The 18,726-nt window shown below is 68.6% G+C and carries 17 protein-coding genes; 10 read left to right on the plus strand and 7 right to left on the minus strand.

All coding sequences use genetic code 11. From position 1 onward, the window contains the following. The gene (locus tag I7X18_RS07075) at nt 1–675 is read left to right on the plus strand and encodes a GntR family transcriptional regulator (RefSeq protein ID WP_193047785.1); all 675 of its coding nucleotides are present in this window, start codon (nt 1–3) and stop codon (nt 673–675) included. A gap of 34 nt (nt 676–709) precedes the next feature. On the opposite strand, the gene I7X18_RS07080 is transcribed toward I7X18_RS07075, so the two are convergent. Next, on the minus strand, nt 710–1,510 hold the full coding sequence (locus I7X18_RS07080) for a M15 family metallopeptidase (protein ID WP_226864232.1): 801 nt from the start codon (nt 1,508–1,510) through the stop codon (nt 710–712). A 31-nt stretch (nt 1,511–1,541) separates the two neighbouring features. Then, nucleotides 1,542–3,074 carry a helix-turn-helix domain-containing protein gene (locus I7X18_RS07085; protein WP_193047784.1) on the minus strand — a complete coding sequence of 511 codons (1,533 nt, stop codon included), beginning with the start codon at nt 3,072–3,074 and terminating at the stop codon, nt 1,542–1,544. Nucleotides 3,075–3,215: 141 nt separating this feature from the next. Between I7X18_RS07085 and I7X18_RS07090 the strand changes: the two genes are divergently transcribed. From I7X18_RS07090 to I7X18_RS07120, 7 genes are all read left to right on the plus strand, one after another. Beyond that, entirely contained in the window at nt 3,216–4,640 is a 1,425-nt protein-coding gene (locus I7X18_RS07090; protein WP_193047783.1) for a cytosine permease, read from the plus strand. Next, nucleotides 4,637–6,163, plus strand: a complete 1,527-nt coding sequence (locus I7X18_RS07095) for an amidohydrolase family protein (protein WP_193047782.1) — start codon at nt 4,637–4,639, stop codon at nt 6,161–6,163. The genes I7X18_RS07090 and I7X18_RS07095 overlap by 4 nt, the downstream gene beginning before the upstream one ends. 47 nt (nt 6,164–6,210) lie before the next feature. Beyond that, complete coding sequence (locus tag I7X18_RS07100; protein ID WP_193047781.1) at nt 6,211–7,566, plus strand: hypothetical protein; 1,356 nt, start codon at nt 6,211–6,213, stop codon at nt 7,564–7,566. Nucleotides 7,567–7,657: 91 nt separating this feature from the next. Then, the gene (locus tag I7X18_RS07105; RefSeq protein ID WP_193047780.1) at nt 7,658–8,707 is read left to right on the plus strand and encodes an esterase family protein; all 1,050 of its coding nucleotides are present in this window, start codon (nt 7,658–7,660) and stop codon (nt 8,705–8,707) included. Nucleotides 8,708–8,726: 19 nt separating this feature from the next. Next, complete coding sequence (locus I7X18_RS07110) at nt 8,727–9,182, plus strand: cupin domain-containing protein (RefSeq protein ID WP_193047779.1); 456 nt, start codon at nt 8,727–8,729, stop codon at nt 9,180–9,182. Then, a complete protein-coding gene (locus tag I7X18_RS07115; protein ID WP_193047778.1) occupies nt 9,170–9,913 on the plus strand; it encodes a peptidoglycan recognition protein family protein in 744 nt (247 codons plus the stop codon). Before I7X18_RS07110 ends, I7X18_RS07115 begins: the two co-directional genes overlap by 13 nt. 477 nt (nt 9,914–10,390) lie before the next feature. Beyond that, nucleotides 10,391–11,455: an MmpL3/TtfA transport complex stabilizer gene (locus I7X18_RS07120; RefSeq protein ID WP_193047777.1), complete on the plus strand. Its 1,065-nt coding sequence runs from the start codon at nt 10,391–10,393 to the stop codon at nt 11,453–11,455. Nucleotides 11,456–11,458: 3 nt separating this feature from the next. On the opposite strand, the gene I7X18_RS07125 is transcribed toward I7X18_RS07120, so the two are convergent. Together I7X18_RS07125 and I7X18_RS07130 are read right to left on the minus strand one after the other, a co-directional pair. Further along, nucleotides 11,459–12,160, minus strand: coding sequence for a response regulator (locus I7X18_RS07125; protein ID WP_193047776.1), 702 nt, complete (start codon nt 12,158–12,160; stop codon nt 11,459–11,461). Beyond that, nucleotides 12,157–13,707 (minus strand): sensor histidine kinase, encoded by a 1,551-nt coding sequence (locus tag I7X18_RS07130; protein WP_193047775.1) that lies wholly within the window; start codon nt 13,705–13,707, stop codon nt 12,157–12,159. The genes I7X18_RS07125 and I7X18_RS07130 overlap by 4 nt, the downstream gene beginning before the upstream one ends. A 98-nt stretch (nt 13,708–13,805) precedes the next feature. Here I7X18_RS07130 and I7X18_RS07135 point away from each other — a divergent pair, with 98 nt between their 5' ends. Continuing rightward, nucleotides 13,806–15,185, plus strand: coding sequence for a cation:dicarboxylate symporter family transporter (locus tag I7X18_RS07135; RefSeq protein WP_193047774.1), 1,380 nt, complete (start codon nt 13,806–13,808; stop codon nt 15,183–15,185). A 53-nt stretch (nt 15,186–15,238) separates the two neighbouring features. On the opposite strand, the gene I7X18_RS07140 is transcribed toward I7X18_RS07135, so the two are convergent. Next, a complete protein-coding gene (locus I7X18_RS07140; RefSeq protein WP_193047773.1) occupies nt 15,239–15,559 on the minus strand; it encodes a hypothetical protein in 321 nt (106 codons plus the stop codon). A gap of 137 nt (nt 15,560–15,696) precedes the next feature. Beyond that, complete coding sequence (locus I7X18_RS07145; RefSeq protein WP_193047772.1) at nt 15,697–16,923, minus strand: lipid-transfer protein; 1,227 nt, start codon at nt 16,921–16,923, stop codon at nt 15,697–15,699. Nucleotides 16,924–17,003: 80 nt separating this feature from the next. Here I7X18_RS07145 and I7X18_RS07150 point away from each other — a divergent pair, with 80 nt between their 5' ends. Next, nucleotides 17,004–18,059: an NAD(P)H-dependent amine dehydrogenase family protein gene (locus I7X18_RS07150; RefSeq protein ID WP_193047771.1), complete on the plus strand. Its 1,056-nt coding sequence runs from the start codon at nt 17,004–17,006 to the stop codon at nt 18,057–18,059. A gap of 2 nt (nt 18,060–18,061) precedes the next feature. Here I7X18_RS07150 and I7X18_RS07155 read toward each other — a convergent pair whose 3' ends face one another. Continuing rightward, nucleotides 18,062–18,712 carry an MOSC domain-containing protein gene (locus I7X18_RS07155; protein ID WP_232375426.1) on the minus strand — a complete coding sequence of 217 codons (651 nt, stop codon included), beginning with the start codon at nt 18,710–18,712 and terminating at the stop codon, nt 18,062–18,064. Nucleotides 18,713–18,726 lie beyond the last annotated feature (14 nt).

Below are 18,726 nucleotides of genomic sequence, written 5' to 3' on the forward strand. Positions count from 1 at the left end.
ATGGCCACCCCACCCGAGCCCCTCCCGACGACCAAGGCGGAAGAGGCATTCATCGCCATCCGCCGATTGATCGAACGCGGTCAATTGCCGGGCGGGGCCAAGCTGACGTTGGCCAGCCTGTCCGAGGAACTCCAGATGAGCCTGACGCCCATCCGGGAAGCGCTGCGCATGCTGCAGGCCAACGGACTGGTCGAGTACAAGCGTCACCACGGCCACGTCGTGACGCGTTACTCCATACAGCGCGCCGAAGAGGTCTACCTGCTTCGTCAGACACTCGAGCCGCTGGCGACCAAGCTGGCAGCCGCCAGTGCAACCGCCGCCGAGCTGAAGAGCATTCGCGAGTTGCAGGAGGAGTTCCGCCTGGTCGTGGACGGCGATCCGCCGCGCTTCGCCGACGTAGTCGAACTCAACGCGCGATGGCATCGCATGGTGTACGCGTCGGCGCACTCGGCGTTGTTGGACGACTTCATCGAACGACTCTGGAATGGCGTGCCCTACCAAGCCATTTGGTTCGTACAGCGCCGACACCAGTCCGTAGCCGACCACGAAGCCGTCACCCTCGCTCTCGAGGCGAGAGAGGCCAGAGTTGCTGAAGAAGCGATGCTGGACCACATCGGTCGGGGACGCGCCGCGACGGTCGAACACCTGCACGCCATCGGGTCGCCCGAGACCTGATCTATCGCGGCGCGGTCGCGGGACTGCTCGAGACTCACTGGGCCGCAACAGGTGCGACCGGGAAGTCGAAGTAGGTGTCCGGGTACATCTCGGGCTTGTACGTGAAGTGCCACCATTCGCTCTCGTAGCTCTCCAGCCCCTGCTTCTCGAGCCCCTCCTTCAGCAGCAGCCGGTTCTTCAGCTGCTCACCCTGGATTCGCGGGTCAAGGGTGTGCGACAGCGTGTCGAAGCAGTCGTAGCCGGTGCCCATGTCGATCGAGTAGTCCACGAAGCGTTCGCTGTTCGGGGCGGTGCAGTCCACCAACGGGAACCCGGGCATGTACACGGGTTCCGGCCTGGCCGGCAGCGGTAGTGCGACAAGGGTGAGATCGACTGTGCTGCCGCGGCTGTGGCCCGACTTCTCGGCGATGTATCCGTCGGCAACCAGTTGCGTCTTGTCCACGCGCGGATAGAACTCGGCCTTCATCCGTTGGTCGGGCAGGTTGTTCGCCCACGCGGCGAAGTCGTTGACGGCGCGCTGCGGCCGGTAGCAGTCGTAGACCTTCAACGAGTAACCCTGGGCGGTGAACTCCTGCTGTGCGCGTCGCAGCGCCTCGGCCGCCGGACGGGCGAGGAGGCAGAGCGGAGCCTGGTAGCCGTCGACCGGGTCGCCGGTGAAGTTGTGCGGGGTGATGTACCGGATGTCCAGCACGATCGACGGGTCGACGTCGCTGAGCGAGACGAAGTCCGGCGGTGCGACCAGTCCGGGTTGGGCCGAGGCGACAGGTGTCCCGACAGCGGCGGCGGCCAGGAGTGCGGCGGCGGCGAGCTTCGCGAACATGCGCATGCCCCTCATTTGAACACCTCCGCGGTGATCGCGCGACGAGTCAGCGCCGTCGTCCCAGCCGGTCCCGCACCGCCGCCAACTCCACCGCCACCAACAGTGCGCCCGTCGATCCGCTGCCGTCGCCGAGCGGCCGACCCATGATCGTCTCGATCCGGCTGATGCGCTGGTACATCGTCTGCCGGTGGATGTTGAGTGCCTTGGCCGCCGCCACCCGCGATCCGGTGCGGAACAGTGCCGCCAACGTGGCGATGAGTTCGGTCGACCGCTCGGCGGTGAGCAGGGGACCAAGAACCGAGTGCAGAAAGCGGTCCACGGCCGCCGAATCCACCTCGGACAGGAAGTGATCGATCGCGACATCACGGGCCAGCCCGACGAACTCCGTCTCCGAGGACAACAGGGCGGCCGTCGCCGCGGTCGACATCGCCTCGGCGAGTTCCGGGAGGTCACGCCGCGGTTCGCCGACACCGATCCGCAGGGCCCGCGGCAACGGTGACGAATAGAGTTGGGAGACAAGGGTGTCGATCACCGTATCGGCGTCCTGGCGGCCGTCGAACCGGACGATCGACCGATGGCGCCCGTCGCGGATCTCCGAGAGCACCGGCCGGTCGTCACGACGCAGCACCGCCGAGAGCTCGGCCACCTGAATCGGTTCGTCGACGCTGATCGCGACCACGCCGACATACCAGCCGCCGGGCGCGAAGCCCAGATCGCGGGCGGCTCTGCGCAGCGCCGACTCGGTGTCGGCGCGCAGAACCGCCGGCCTGGTGGTGTCCTCGGCCAGCGCCAGCAACCGGAACACCTCCCGCAGATGCTGATCGGACCGGGTCAGCGGCCGCCAGCGCAGCAGTGCCAGCGCCAACGATTCGGGTGCGCGCCGGCACACCGCGGTGACCATCTGGAGGTCCACGCCCGGCCGGGGCAGCACCTCGAGCGTCGCGATCGTGACACCGGCGGACTCGATCGCCGCGACGTGGCCGTAGCTGCGGGGGCGGGCGCCCTCGACATCCGTGGCGGCCAGCACCGCCCCCGACACCGAGCGCACCGCGATCGAGCAGCCGCTGAGCGCACTCAGTCCCGACACCATGTCGTCCAGGTCGCCCTGGGCCGCCAGCACCCCGGCGAGCATGTGGGTGACCTCGTCGTTGAAGTGCAGCGCGCGCACCGACTCGTTGACCAGCCGGCTGTTGATGGCGCGGGTTACCTCGACGAAGCGGACCACCTCGGTCAGCTCGATCAGCGGGAAGTCGCGGACGGCTGCCTGGGCGGTCAGCGCGGCGGGGAACGTTCCGGTCCGGGGCCGCTCGACGGCCAGACCCGCGGCCCCGGCGTCGGCGAGCGAGTCGATGTAGGCGCGGAGCTGCTCGGGGCCGGAATCGCTGAGGATCACACCCGCCACGAGAAGCAGTTCGCCGCCGCTGAGCAGTTCCGCGATGTCGAGAACCTCGCTGGTGTGCACCCAGCGGATCTCGGTGTCGAGCCGCCCCCAGCCGGCCAGCACCTGCGGTCGCGCGGCCGCCATCGCCGGGTCATCGAGGATGTCCCGCAGGCTCAGTGAGGTCTGGGACGGCAGCATGCGCGCTCCATAGTGAGCAGAAACTATATGTCCTAGGTAAAACTATCGACAGAATGTCTATCACCATTCCGTGGCTTCAGCGCTCAGGATGAATGCAACGCAACGTCGCGAAGCGCCCTTCTTCGACGAACAGGAACCGCCATGTCCGCTGTCACCACCGGCGAACCAGTCCCCGACGCCACCGAGCAGGCTGAATCCGAACTCACCGTGATCCCGGAATCCGCGCGGACGACCGACGTCCGCGGCCAGTTCTGGATCTGGGCCGGTGCCAACATCGCCCCCATCAACTGGGTGCTCGGCGCACTGGGCGTCACGATGGGCCTCGGCCTGTTCGAGACCATTGCTGTGCTGGCGGTCGGCAACCTGATCGGGATGGCGCTGTTCGGCATCTTCGTGGTCATCGGTCAGCGCACCGGCGTGACCGGAATGGTGTTGGCGCGCGCGGTCTTCGGCCGCCGTGGCGCCTATGTGCCCGCCGCGGTGCAGGCGCTGCTGTGCATGGGCTGGTGCGCGGTGAACACGTGGATCGTGCTCGATCTGGTGATCGCCCTGCTCGGCCGCATCGGGCTCGTCGACCCCGACAGCGCCGCACACGGCCCCCGAATCGCGGTGGCCGCCATCATCATGGTCATCCAGGTGGTGATCGCGTGGTTCGGCTACCGCGTGATCGCGACGTTCGAACGCTGGACGGTGCCGCCGACCGTGGCGGTCCTGGTCGCGATGACCGCGGTGGCCTGGTTCGGCCTCGACGTCGAATGGGGTTACACCGGCGATCCGACGCTGACCACCGGACAGCACATCGCAGCCCTGTCCGCGGTGATGACCGCCATCGGAATCGGCTGGGGGATCACCTGGTTCGGGTACGCAGGCGACTACTCGCGGTTCGTGTCCACCACGGTGCCCGCGCGCAAACTGTTCCTCGCCAGCGCTCTGGGCCAGTTCATCCCGGTGGTCTGGCTCGGCGCACTCGGCGCGACGCTCGCGACGCTCAGCTCGTCGTCGGATCCGGGTGAGATCATCGTCGACGCCTACGGCGTGCTCGCCATCCCCGTCCTGCTGCTCGTCGTACACGGACCGCTGGCCACCAACATCCTCAACATCTACACCTGCACGGTGTCCACCCAGGCGCTCGACATCCGCATCGACCGCCGGATCCTCAACGTCGTCATCGGCGTGGTCGCCATGGCGGTGGTCGTGGTCTTCGTACTCAACGGTGACTTCGCCTCGACCATCGACGCCTGGCTCATCGGCATCGTCGGCTGGCTTTCCCCGTGGGCCGGGGTGATGCTGACGCACTGGTTCGTCATCGCACGCAAGCAGATCGACGCCGAGGCGCTCGTGGCCCCGCCCGAAGCGGGCCTGCTGCCGGCGGTACGGCCGACCGCGCTGGTGGCGCTCGGTGTCGGCATCGTCTTCACCTGGATGTTCATGTACGGCATGACGCCGCTGCTGCAGGGTCCGATCTCGAACGCCATGGGTGGCATCGACCTGTCGTGGCTCGCCGGTGGCCTCGTCTCGGCCACCACCTACCTCGCGCTGGAGAAGGTCGGGCAGCTCCGAAAATGAGTGAGACGTACCTGATCGAGAAGGCCACCGTCCTGACCATGGACGGAGCGACCGGGGCCACCCCCGTCGAACGGTCCATCCGGGTACGCGACGGTGAGATCGTCGCGGTTGCAGCGACTCTCGACCCGGAGCCCGGCGATGTGGTGCTGAGCGGCCGGGACCGCCTGGTGGTACCCGGCTATGTCAACGCGCACACCCATTCGTGGGAGGGGCTGTTCCGGGCGCGGCTGGACAACCTGCCGCTCGAGCACTGGATGCTGCTGTCGTATCCGGTGCTTGGCCTGGCGCCGCTGTCACCCGACCTCATCCGGTTGCGGTCGCAGCTCGTCGCCATCGAATCGCTGCGCAACGGCGTCACCACGCTCGTCGACGACGTGCTCGAGGTCCCGGGGCAGACCGAGGATCAACTCGCCGCGGTGTTCGAGGCGTACCGCGACATCGGGATTCGCGCCAACATCTCCGGGCACGTGATGGACCGGCCGTTCGCCGCGCACTTCCCGTTCCTGGCTGACGCGCTCGACCCCGACCTGCGCCGGGAACTCGACGCGCTGACCGTCCTGCGGGGCGACGAGTACCTCTCGTACGCAAGCGAATCCGCGCAGCGGTACGCGGACTACGCCGGCGGCCGGTTGCGCTTCATGCTGGGCCCGTCGGCGCCGCAGCGGTGCACCCCGGAACTGCTGGTCGGCATCGATGACATCGCCGCGACCTACGACCTCGAGTTCCACATCCACGTGCTCGAGACACGCACCCAGGCGGTGACGGGCGCGGAGTTCTACGGCAAGACCATGGTCGAGTACCTCGACGCGCTGGGCGTGCTGGGCGAACGCGTGACGATGGCGCACGGTATCTGGATGACCGACTCCGACGTGGCGGTGCTCGCCGACAGGCGGGCGTCGGTGTCGCACAACCCGATCTCGAACCTCAAGCTCGGCTCCGGTATCGCCCCCTGGCGCAAGTACCTCGACGCGGGGGTGAACCTCGGTATCGGAACCGACGGGATGTCGAGCAGTGACACCGCGCGGATGTCCGAAGCGGTCAAGGCGGCCGCCCTGTTGCACAAGGTCACCGGTCCCGACTACCGGCAGTGGCCGACGGCGCAGGAGGTGCTCACCGCGGGCACGCTCGGCGGCGCGCGCTCGGCGCGGCTGGGCGGCACCGTCGGCAGCATCGAAGTGGGCAAGCGCGCGGATCTGGTGTTCTACGACATGAATTCGCTGGCGTTCACGCCGCGCAACAAGCCGGAGTTGCATCTGGTGTACTCGGAGAACGGTTCATCGATCGACACCGTGATGGTCGACGGACGAATTGTGTTGCAGGAGGGGCTCCTGACGTCCATCGACGAGCGTGCCGTGCTCGACGAGCTGCAGGCCCGCGGACCCGAACTGCGGGCGTGGCAGGACCATCTGGAGACCCTCAACCGCGCGCTGCTGCCGGCCTTCGATCAGCAGTACGCCGCCGTCATGGACCGGCCGGTGTCCGTCGACCGCTTCAGCGGCCGGGGGGAGTGCTGGCTCAACTGATCGGCGGCGGCCGGGATGAGAGTGACGCCGTCATTAGAGTGACGTAGGTGGACAACACGCTCGCCTACATCGACCAGGCATCGTTTCTCGGGCTGCGGGCGCTCGGCCGGGGGCCACTCATCCAGTTCACCTGGATCTACGACCGCCCCGTCGACATCGACGGCCTGCGCCGGTTCCACCGCAACCTGGGCCACGGCCTGCTGGGGCGGCGCGTCGAACCCTCGCCCCTGCCGTTCGGGCGGCACCGCTGGGTGGCGGACACCGGGCCCGCCAACCTCGACATCGCCGCCGACGACCGTCCGCGCCACGACGTGTGGACCTGGGCCGACGAGCGGGCCGGCCTGCCCATCGACCCCGAACACGGACCGCAGTGGCATCTCGGGGTGCAGCCGCTGATCGGCGGCGGCGCGGCGGTCAGCCTGGTGGTGTCCCACACCACCGGCGACGGGCTGGCCATCTGCGGTGCGGTGACCGACGCCGCCACCGGGGTGCGGCGAGACCTCGGATATCCGCTGCCGTCGTCGCGCAGCCGTAGCCAAGCAATGGCCGAAGACGCCCGCGAGGCCGTGCGCGCCATCCCCGACATGGGGCGGGCCGTCGCCGCCACCGTCCGGGTGGCCCGATCACAACGCGACGAACTGGCGTCGTCGATGTCCTCGGCGCGCGCCCGAACGATCACAGGCGAGGCGCGGACCGTGGTGGCGCCCTGCGTGCTGGCGCTGGTCGGTATCGACGGATGGGATGCGCGCGCAAAAGAGTTGGGCGGCAACAGCAATTCGCTACTGGCCGGCTTCGCCGCACGCATCGGCTACCTGTTGGGCCGCACCGACGACGCCGGGATGGTCACGCTGTCCTATCCCGTCAGCGAACGCGTTGAGGGCGACACCCGGGGTAACGCGCTGACCGAGGCGCGGATGAAGGCCGACCCCGTGCGGGTCACCACCGACCTGACCGAACTGCGCGCCACCATGAAACGCGAATTCGCCGCGCTGCGGGAGAAGCCCAACGAACTGCTCGAACCGCTGCCGTTGACGCCGCTGACACCGCGACTGCTCGTCCGGCGGTTGGAGTCGATGATCGTCGAGCGTGGCGCCCCCATCGGGTGCTCGAATCTCGGCGATCTCGATCCCGCGGTGAACCGACCGGACGGGACGGACGCGGCCTTCATGGCGCCGCGCATCGTCGAACCCAAGATCACCACCACCATCCTCGACAAGTCGGGCGGGCTGCTGTTCCTCGGCTCGTGCCGCCTGGGCGGCCTGGTCTCTGCCACCGTGGCGGCGTGGCGACCCGGTGGCACGAATACCAAGGAGGCGCTGCGGGACGTCGTCAGCCAGGCGCTGGGCGACCTCGGCCTCACCGGCACGGTGGAGCCCGAACCTCACAGTCTCCGCAAGGCTTGATAACAAGCGGGTCAAGGCCCGCGCTGCGCCGCGGCGGACGCGCCGCACGCTGTTAGCGTCCCCGACGTCCGAAGACGAGGGTGGAGAAGCGGTGGCGCAGCAATTCAGCGGGTGGAGATGGACACGGACCGTGGGCGCGGTGGTGCTCGCGGTATTGATGGCGGCGTCACTGAGGGTCGCGCCGAGCGCGACCGGGTACTCCCGCGACGGGCTGCCCATCGAGTCGCTCGATGTGCCCTCGCCGTCGATGGGGCGCAACATCCGCGTCCAATTCCAGGGCGGTGGACCGCATTCGGTGTACCTTCTCGACGGCCTGCGGGCCCAGGAGGACGCCAACGGGTGGGACATCAACACCGCGGCGTTCGAGTGGTTCCACGAGTCCGGAGTCTCGGTCGTGATGCCGGTCGGCGGGCAGTCGAGCTTCTACGCCGACTGGTATCAGCCGGCCGCCGGCAGCGCGGGCACGGTGACCTACAAGTGGGAGACGTTCCTGACCCAGGAGCTGCCGGCCTGGCTGGCGGCCAACCGTGGACAGGATCCGCGGGGCAATGCCGTTGTGGGACTGTCGATGTCGGGTGGAGCGGCGCTGAACCTGGCGACCTGGTACCCCACGCAGTTCATCTTCGCGGGGTCGCTGTCCGGTTACCTCAACCCGTCCGCAGGCCTGTGGCCCACGCTGATCGGCTTCGCGATGAAGGATGCGGGCGGCTTCAACCCGCAGAACATGTGGGGGCCCACCAGCGACGTCGCCTGGCGCCGAAACGATCCGATGGTCAACGTCGGCCGGCTGGCCGCCAACGGCACCGCGCTGTGGGTCTACTGCGGCGGCGGGGTGGCATCCGATCTCGACACCGGCACCGACTTCGGTGGCAACTTCAGCGCCGGATACCTGGAGAACATCACGCTGTCCACCAACAAGGAGTTCCAGCAGAAGTACCTGGCTGCCGGTGGACACAACGCGATCTTCAACTTCCCGCCGAAAGGCACCCACAGTTGGGGATACTGGGGCTCACAGCTGCAGGCGATGAAGCCGGATCTGCTGCGTGTGCTCGGGGTGGGCGTCGCGCCGCCGCCGCCGCCCGCGCCTCCCGCGGTTCCGGTGCCTGCCGCGCCGCCGCCACCCGCACTGCCGGGCGGCTGACGTCCGAGGGGGAGCGAGGATGAAGGTCCGTCGAACAGGGGTGGCCGTTTCGGTCGCGCTGATCGGTGTGGGTGTGCTGCCCGCCTCCGCGGTGGCGACACCGCCCGAAGGCGACGTGGTGCGCACCGATCTGGCGAAGGGGACCACGAATTCGGCGGTGTCCATCACCACGCCGGCCGGCCAGCAGACCACGCTGCTCGTCCAGCAGCTGCAGATGCGCCCGGGCGCGAGCAGTGGTTGGCACACTCATCCCGGTCCGGAGTATTCGGTGATCACCGACGGGGCGGTCGAGTTGCAGACGGCCGCGGACTGCGCCGTCGTGCCGTACGGGGCGGGGCAGTCGGTGTTCATTCCCGCCGGGCTCGCCCATCGGGTCGCCAACGGAGCTCCCCACGACGCCGGTGTCGTCGCCACCTACACGGTGCCCGCCGGGGCACCGGTACGCGGCGATTCACCCGACGTGTGCGGCAAGTAACCCCCTGGACCGGCGATCCGATCTGGCTCGCCGACGTCCTACGCGCCGACGGCCTCGCGGTGGTCGAGCACCCGGGCTGGTCACGGCGGGGGCACGGCGATCTCCGCGACATCCGCGGGGTGATGGTCCACCACACCGGCTCGGATCACGCCACCGCGGCCTCCATCGCCGAGGGCCGTCCCGATCTGGCCGGGCCGCTGTCACAGCTGCACATCGCGCGCGACGGCACGGTGACGACAGTCGCGGTCGGGGTGGCCTGGCATGCGGGCCCGGGGAGAACCTCGTGGCTGCCGGCCGATACGGGGAACTGGCACACAATCGGCATCGAATGCGCCAACAGCGGTACCGGCCCCACCGCCGCCCACCGCACGAACTGGCCCGATGCCCAGTACTCCGCACTGGTGCGCTCGTGCGCGGCCATCACTCGCCGACTCGGTGTCAGCGCCGCCCGCACGATCGGCCACAAGGAGTACGCGGGACGGGCGCAGGGCAAATGGGATCCCGGAGCGATCGACATGAACGTTCTCCGCCGCGACATCCAGGTCGCTGCGTTGCAGCGACGGCTGAAGCACGCCTACCGCGGCTACGCCGGCCACCTTGCCATCGACGGCGTTTACGGCCCGCGGACCGAGGAGGCCGTCCGGGAATTCCAGCGCCGAACACCGGGTCTGCGGGTCGACGGCGTCGTCGGGCCCGCGACTGCAGAGGCGCTGCGGCTGGTGGCCGTATAACGGTCTGCACGCGGTGTGTGCCGGGATCCCGCGTGCCCAGCGAACGCGCGGTGACCGGTGTCGGTGACGCGGACGGCGCGCGGCGGCGGGACACTACCGCCGCCGGCGTCGGACTTGGCGATCCATGGGAATTTGCTGCCGTGTCGCGGTGTGATCTCCGGCTCACTTTTCGGGGGAAAGGTAAGAACCCGCGGCTCAGTACATTTCGAGGTTTGATCATGGCCGGTTTGCGAATAGCGTGTTAGCGCAGGCCATCACGCCGCTTACATTTGCCCTTCAAATGTCACGAATAAATAACGAAGAGTTCTCTAAGCATGGGCTGAGAGTCTGTGCAAGCCGGGTGGACACAGGGCGAAATCGCCGGAAGGGCCGTGGTTCAGCCGTCGCTAGACTCGGTTCGGACCGCGCCATCCTGGCGCGATGAATGACGGAAAACGACGGCCGGTGCGCCCCATACCGGCGGAGGTGCCGAGAACCATGGCAAATATCTTCACGCGCAAGAAATCACCCGTGGCCGCCCCGAAGGCGGTGGGCATGACCGCCCGCGACCCCGAAGTCGCCGTGCTCGACGTCACCGCGCTCCCGCGCGGACCGGTCGGCGACATCGCCATCGACGGCGCCGCGGGCGTCGTGGTGGCCACCAATCCGGGCGACCGCTCGATCTCCGTCCTCGATGCCGACCTCGGCTCTGCCAAGGTGGTGGCCGTGGGCGGTGAGCCGACGCTGGTCGCGGTGGCCGAGGACCGCGCCTACGTCGCCACGGCGTCGCTGGACCACGAGGCCGTGACGGTCGTCGACACTCATGCCGGCACCGTGATCGCGCGCTACCCGCTGGCCTTCAGCGCCACGGCGATGACCATCAGCCCCGACGGGAAGCGGCTCTACGTCGGCCGCACCGGCGACGAAGACGTCGACGTCGCGGTGATCGACATCACCGCGGAACGCATCGGCACCATCGGTATCGGCTACCGGCCGGGCGCGAGCGTGGACGCGGTGCGGTTGGACGACTCCGGGCGCCGCCTCTACGTCGCCACGACCAGTCTGGCGGGGAGCGCCCTGCTGACGGTCGACACGGACACCGTGCGGGTGGTGCGGCGGCTGCGGCTGGCGTCGCCGATCCGCGATCTCGCACTCGGGCGCGACGGTCTGGCGTACGTGCTGCGCTCCGACCGCCGCGACGGCGGCAGCATCGACGTCGTCGACCTGGCGGCCAACACCGTCACCAAGTCGGTGGCGATCGGCGGTGCGCCAACGCAATTGGTCGTGAACTCCGAGGGCACGCGGGCGTATGTCGTGGACTACGACCGGGTCGCGGTGTTCAACACGCTGACAGGCGAGATCGTCGACGAACTCACCGGTGACGGGAGCCCCGCGTGCGTGGCCGTGCGAGCCGACGGCCGCCGGCTCTACGTCGCCGACTTCGCCGGCGTCGTGACCTCGCTCGCGGTGCCGCCGTCGCCGATGCCTCTGACGTATTCGCAGTTCGTGGCGACCGATCGGATCATCCGCCCCGACGTCCGCGAACTGACGCCCGCCGTATAGCGGTCAGCGCCACTGGTAGCGCGTCCTCGGGCGGCCCGCCCTGCCGTACTCGGGGAGGCGAGTGACGGTGGCGTCGTCGGCCAGACGTTCGAGATAACGCCACGCCGTCACGCGGGACACGCCCACCTGGGTGGCCACCTGGTCGGCGGTCAGCCCGTCGTCGGAATCGCGGATGGCCCTGGCGATTTCGTCGGTGGTGGCCGGGGCCGCGCCCTTGGGCGCCGCGACGCGCTCGGCGGAACCGCGCAGTTCCGACAGCGCCCGGTCCACTTCGGCCTGGCTGGCCGCGTCGATACCGGCCGGAAGTGCCTCGCGGTAGCGGCGGTAGCGCTCGAGCCGATCCCGGAACGCGGCGAACGTGAACGGTTTCAGCAGATAGGCCAGCGCGCCGTGAGAGACCGCCGCGCGCACCATCTCCAGGTCGCGTTCTGAGGTGATTGCGATGATGTCGGGCGCCGGGCGCAGGCCCGACAGACTCGACGCCAGCGCGATCCCGCTGGCATCGGGCAGGCCGAGGTCGAGCAGCACCAGATCGATCGGGCGCTCGTCGGCGGCCGCCCCGGACGCCGCGCGCATCGCGTCGCGTGCGGTATGGACGACGGCGGTCGTGGAGAACCCGGCGAGGCGGGACAGATAGGTGTGATGAGCCTCGGCGATCAGGGGATCGTCCTCGACGATCAGCACCGTGATCGGCGGCGCGCTCATGCCGCCTCCAGTGGCACCGTCACGGTCACCACCGAACCGTAGGTGACATCCGCGGTGATCCTGCCGTGATGGCGGGCGACCACCTGGCCGACCAGCGCCAGCCCGAGGCCGTGGTGTGCCGGGCCGTCACCCGATTTGGTCGAATAGCCTCGCCGCATGGCCCGCGCGAAGGTTGCCGGATCCATGCCGGGGCCGCTGTCGGCCACCCGGATCAGCAGACGCTCGTCGTCCTGATTGACCGTCACCTCCACCCAGGGGTCGTCGCGGTCGCAGGCGTCCATCGCGTTGTCGACGAGATTGCCCAGCACGGTGACCATCTCCTGGCCGGACATCGCGTCGCTGTGCGACGGCAGGTGGGTGTCCTCGGTGACGGTCAGCGCGATGCCCCGTTCGTCGGCCTGCGCCGTCTTTCCCAGCAGCAGTGCCACCAGGGCGGGTTCCGCGACCGCGTTCGAGAGGCGGTCGACGAGGCGCTGGGACAACTCGAGTTCGTGCGTCGCGAAGCGCACGGCATCCTCCGGACGCCCCATCTCCACCATGGTGACCACGGTGTGCAGCTTGTTGGCCGCCTCGTGTGCCTGTGCCCGCAGCGAATCGGTGAGCACCTGCAGTGAGCTGAGTTCGCCCAGCGCACCCTGCAATTCGGTGCGATCGCGGATGGTCACCACCTCCGAGTCGGATCCGGTGACCCGGGAGCGGTTGACCACCAGGACGCGTTCGTCGGTGACGTGGACCTCGTCGCGCGCTCCCGGGTCGGAGGTCTGCAGGAACAGCGGTAGCGCAGCGGTGTCGATGGGGCCCGGCGGCAGCGCGAGCAGCCGGCGCGCCTCGTCGTTGACCAACGCCACCCCGTTGCGGTCGACGACGACGAGCCCCTCGGACACCGAATGCAGGATGGCGTCGTGGTGTTCGTACATCACGCGCAGCTCGGCGGGGCGCAGACCGTGGGTCTGGCGCAGCAGGCGGCGCCGGATCAGCCAGGTGCCGACCGACGACACCAGCACTGCGGCAAGGGTTACCGCGGCGATCGTCGGGATCTGCGCCCGCCAGCGCTGGACCAGCGTCTGCTGGGTGATCCCCGCGGACACCAGGCCGACGATGCGTCCGGCGCCGTCACGCACCGGCGCGACGGCGCGGATGGACGGGCCCAGCGTTCCGGTGTAGACCTCGCTGAACGTCTCACCGCGCAGCGCGGGTTCGATCGTGCCGAGGTACCGGCCGCCGATCTGCTGCGGGTCGGTGTGGGTGAACCGCAGCCCGTCTGGCGCCATGATCGTGATGAACGCGATGCCGGTCTGCGTGCGGACCGCTTCGGTGACCGGTTGCAGAAGCTCTGTGGCCCTGCCGGACTCAATGGCCTGGGCGGTCGACGGCGAATCGGCGAGCGCGGTGGCGACACCGACGACTTGTTGGCGGGCCGCGTCGTCGCCGTCGCGGCGGGCGTCGACGAGTGCGAGCGCGCTCCCGGCGAGCACGATCACCGCGATGATCGCGATCTGCAGGGCGATGGCCTGCCCGGCCAGCGAACGGGGCCACCAGCGCGCCACCCACACCTCCGCTGAACGAAATGAACTAAAGCGTGACCTGGCTCACGTCCTCGCCGAACCTACTTGCAGACCACGCCCGATGTCGACCTGGAGGATCCATGAGCGTCACCCCTGACCCACCCGAGGCACCGACGCCCCGGCGAGACCGCACGCACTGGCTCTACATCGCCGTTATCGTGGCGGTGGTGGCCGGCGTGGCCGTCGGCATCCTCGCGCCCGGTGTGGGCAAAAGCGTCGGTGTGCTGGGCACCATGTTCGTCGACCTGATCAAGATGATGATCGGTCCGGTCATCTTCTGCACGATCGTGTTGGGCATCGGCTCGGTGCGTAAGGCGGCCACCGTCGGCAAGGTCGGCGGCCTGGCCTTCTGCTACTTCCTGGTGATGTCCACCTTCGCGCTGGCGATCGGGCTGGTGGTCGGGAATGTGCTGCACCCGGGAACCGGGATGAACCTGTCGGAGAGCACCGCGGGCAAGGGCGCCGAACTCGCCGAGAAGGCCCACGAGTCCGGGGGGCTGCTCGACTTCGTGCAGGGCATCATCCCCGAGACCCTGCTGTCCGCGCTGACCGCGGGCAGCGTGCTGCAGGCGCTGTTCGTCGCGTTGCTGGTCGGCTTCGCACTGCAGGCGATGGGCCGGGCGGGCGAGCCGATCCTGCGGGGTGTCGAGCACCTGCAGAAGCTGGTCTTCAAGATCCTCGTCATGATCCTGTGGCTGGCACCCATCGGCGCGTTCGGCGCCATCGCCAACGTCGTCGGTCAAACCGGTTGGGCCGCAGTGACGCAACTGCTGGCGCTGATGCTCGGCTTCTACCTCACCTGCGCGGTGTTCGTCTTCGGTGTGCTCGGTGCGCTGATGCGTGTGGTGGCGGGAGTGTCGATCTTCAAGCTGGTCCGCTACCTGGCGCGTGAGTACCTGCTGATCGTGTCGACCTCGTCGTCGGAGTCCGCGCTGCCGCGGCTGATCGCGAAGATGGAGCACCTCGGTGTGGAGCGCACCACCGTCGGTGTCGTCGTGCCGACCGGCTACTCGTTCAACCTCGACGGCACCGCGATCTACCTGACCATGGCATCGCTGTTCATCGCCGGCGCGCTGGGCGATCCGCTGTCGCTGACCGAGCAGATCGGTCTGCTGGTGTTCATGATCGTCGCCTCCAAGGGTGCGGCTGGTGTCACCGGTGCGGGTCTGGCCACGCTGGCCGGCGGGCTGCAGAGCCACCGCCCCGACCTGCTCGACGGGGTGGGGCTGATCGTCGGCATCGACCGGTTCATGTCCGAAGCCCGTGCGGTGACGAACTTCTCGGGCAACGCGGTAGCCACCATCCTGGTGGGTTCGTGGACGAAGACCATCGACAAGGACCGGGTGGATGCGGTGCTGCGCGGTGACGACCCGTTCGACGAACTCACCATGGTCGACGACGACGACACCGCCGATGTCCAGAGCACGCGCACGCAGGACCGCGTTCCCGCGCCTGCGTAGGGCGCCCGGAGCGACCCGACCGGTGTCCCATCCCGGTCGGGTCTTCCGGCGTCTCACCCCGCGCAGTTCACCGTGACCGACACCGTCCGGCCGACCACGATCGGATTGAACGCGTTGATGTTGTAGTCGTCGTCGATGCCGATCCGGTCGATCGGCGAGAACGAGGTGACGGTCCGCGGATTGCGCACGTTGGTGACCACGCATTCGTTCAAGGTGCCTGAGCCGACGCGGTCGATGTTGACCGTGAACCCCTGCTGCTGCAGCCGATTGATGGTGTCCTGTGCAGATTCGTCTGCTGAGGCCAGGCCGGCCGGCGCCGCGAGGACCCCGCATACCGCCGCCGTCGCCGCGGCAAGCGCCCATCCTGTGCGCATGGTTGATCTCCGATCATTTCGTTGTCGATGTCCTCTAGATAGATCGCCCACGGCGCGGTAAAGCTTCCCCGATCGTTGCGATCCTCCCTGATAACGGAGTCAGGGCCCGGACGGTTCGACCCGTTCGCGAAAAACTTTCAGCGATCGGCGCGCTGATAGGCGGTGACCACGGCCGCGCCACCCAACCCGATGTTGTGTTGCAGCGCCGCGCGGACGTCGTCGACCTGCCGCTTGTCGGCGGTTCCCCGCAGCTGCCACGTCAGCTCGGCGCACTGCGCCAGACCGGTCGCGCCGAGCGGATGGCCCTTGGAGATCAGCCCGCCCGACGGGTTGACCACCCACCGCCCGCCGTAGGTGGTGTCGTCGTTGTCGATGAGCTTGGGGGCCTCACCCTCACCGCACAGGCCCAGCGCCTCGTACAGCAGCAGTTCGTTGGCCGAGAAGCAGTCGTGCAGCTCGATGACCTGGAAGTCGGCGGGGCCCAGCCCGGACTGTTCGTAGACCTGTTGAGCCGCTTTGACGTTCATGTCGTAGCCGATCAGGTTCTTGGCGGTGCCGTCGAACGTGCTGCCGAAGTCGGTGGTCATCGCCTGGCCGACGATCTCGACCGCCTGTCCGGCGAGCCCGTGCCGCTCGACGAACGCCTCGCCGGCGAGGATCGCCGCGCCCGAACCGTCCGAGGTGGGCGAGCACTGCAGTTTGGTCAGCGGGTCGGAGATCATCCGGGCGCCCAGGATGTCGTCGAGGGTGTACTCGTCCTGGAACTGGGCGTACGGGTTGTTGACCGAATGCTTGTGGTTCTTGTAGCCGATCTTTGCAAAGTGCTCCGCCGTCGAGCCGTGCTGGCGCATGTGCTCACGTCCCGCCGCGCCGAACATCCACGGCGCCACAGGGAATGCGAACTCGTCGATCTCCGCCAACGCCTTGATGTGACGGCCCAACGGCGACTCGCGGTCGTCGGCGCCGCCGGCCAGCGCGCCGGGTTGCATCTTCTCGAAGCCGAGCGCGATCGTGCAGTCGGCCAGCCCACCGCGGATGGTCTGCGCGGCCAGATACAGCGCCGTGGAGCCCGTCGAGCAGTTGTTGTTGACGTTGACCACCGGAATGCCGGTCATACCGAGTTCGTAGAGCGCGCGGTTTCCCGACGTCGAGTCGCCGCTGCAATAGCCGACGAAGCCGTGCTGCACCTCGGAGTACTCGATACCGGCGTCGGCGAGCGCCTTGGTGCCCGACTCCTTGGCCATCTGCGGGTAGTCCCAGCCCTCCCGACGGGACTCATGGTCCGCTCCGCGAGCTCCGCGTCCGCCCGGCTTCTCGAATTTCGTCATCCCGACTCCGACGACGAACACGCGGTTGCCTCTCATGGCGATCCCTTCGCTTACGGCCCGATGTGGTGTAGACCACAATAGAACGTGTTCTAGTTCGGCGGTCAAGAGGAGGATCCATGGCGTTACGGGTGGTGCAGTGGGCGACCGGCGGCGTGGGCGTCGCCGCGATCGACGGCGTACTCGAGCACCCCGAGCTCGAACTCGTCGGCTGCTGGGTGCACTCGAAAGCCAAGGCCGGCAAGGACGTCGGTGACCTCATCGGGGCAGAACCGATCGGGGTCACCGCCACCAACAGCGTCGAGGACATCCTCGCGCTCGATGCCGACGCGGTGATCTACTCACCGCTGCTCCCGGACCCGAACGAGGTCGCCGCCCTGCTGCGGTCCGGCAAGAACGTCGTCACGCCCGTCGGCTGGTTCTACCCGGGTGAGAAGGAGGCCGCGCCGCTGCGGGCCGCCGCGCTCGACGGCGACGTCACGCTGCACGGCACCGGCATCGCCCCCGGCGGGATCAGCGAGAAGTTCCCGTTGGTCCTGTCGATCATGTCGACGGCGGTGACGTTCGTTCGGGCCGAGGAGTTCTCGGATCTGCGCACCTACGACGCACCGGACGTGGTGCGTTACGTGATGGGTTTCGGGGACACCCCGGCCAACGCGCTGTCGGGGCCGATGCAGAAGCTGCTCGACGGCGGCTTCATCCAGTCGGTGAAGATGGTCGTCGACAAGATGGGTTTCCGGGCCGACCCGACGATCCGGTCGTCGCAGGAGATCGCGGTGGCCACCGCGCCGATCGACTCTCCGATCGGCGCCATCGCACCGGGGCAGGTCGCCGGGCGGCGGTTCCACTGGGAGGCGACCGTCGACGGCGAGGTCGTCGTCCGCGTCACCGTCAACTGGCTGATGGGTGAGGAGCACCTCGACCCGGCGTGGACCTTCGGCGAGGCGGGGGAGCGTTACGAGATGGAGGTCCGCGGCAATCCGGATTTCACGGTGACCGTCAAGGGTTTTCAGCCCGACAGCGTCGAGTCGGGGTTGGAGAGCAACAACGGCATCGTCGCGACCGCCGCGCACTGCGTGAACTCGATCCCGGCCGTGTGCGCTGCGGCTCCGGGCATCGCGACCTACCTCGACCTGCCCCTGATCAGCGGGCGGGCCGCACCGGGGCTTGGCTGAGGTCAGACGCGAGCGAGGCGCTTGCGGGCCAGCTTCTTGATGTCGTCGGGAAGCGCGTTGGCGTCGAGGAGCCGGGGCAGGAGGTCGGATTCGCCGCTGATGGCGCGGAACACCAGCCCGACCGTGATGTCGCTGTCGGGACGGTCGATCACCTCGACCTCGTCTCCCGCCCGGACGGTGCCGGGGTGGATCACCCGCAGATAGGCGCCGGGGACGGCCGCCTCGGTGAAGGTCTTGATCCAGCCGCGCACGCCCAGGTATGCCGCAAAGGTCCGGCACGGCGTCCGCGGTGAGGTGACTTCGAGCAGCAGCCCGTCCGTGCCCACCCGCCACCGTTCACCGACCCTGGCGCCGGTCACGTCGATCCCGGAGGTGGTGACGTTCTCACCGAAGTTGCCATTGGCCAATGGCCGTCCAATCGTGGCCTGCCAGCGATCGAGGTCCTCGCGCGCATAGGCGTACACCGCCTGGTCGTCCCCGCCGTGCAACCGCGTGTTGCCGACGAGGTCATCCGACAATCCGCTGCCGACGCGGCCGGGCGCCCGCACCGGCACCGCGTCCTCCGTCGGCACCTTGTCGATACCGGTGACCTTCGTCGACTTGGCGGGATTCGGCATCGGCCGGGCCAGGTTGACGCTGAGGACGCGAGACACCGCTACAGGGTAGG

Origin of the sequence: Mycolicibacterium baixiangningiae (genome assembly GCF_016313185.1) — a bacterium.
GTDB classification, from domain to species: Bacteria; Actinomycetota; Actinomycetes; order Mycobacteriales; family Mycobacteriaceae; genus Mycobacterium; species Mycobacterium baixiangningiae.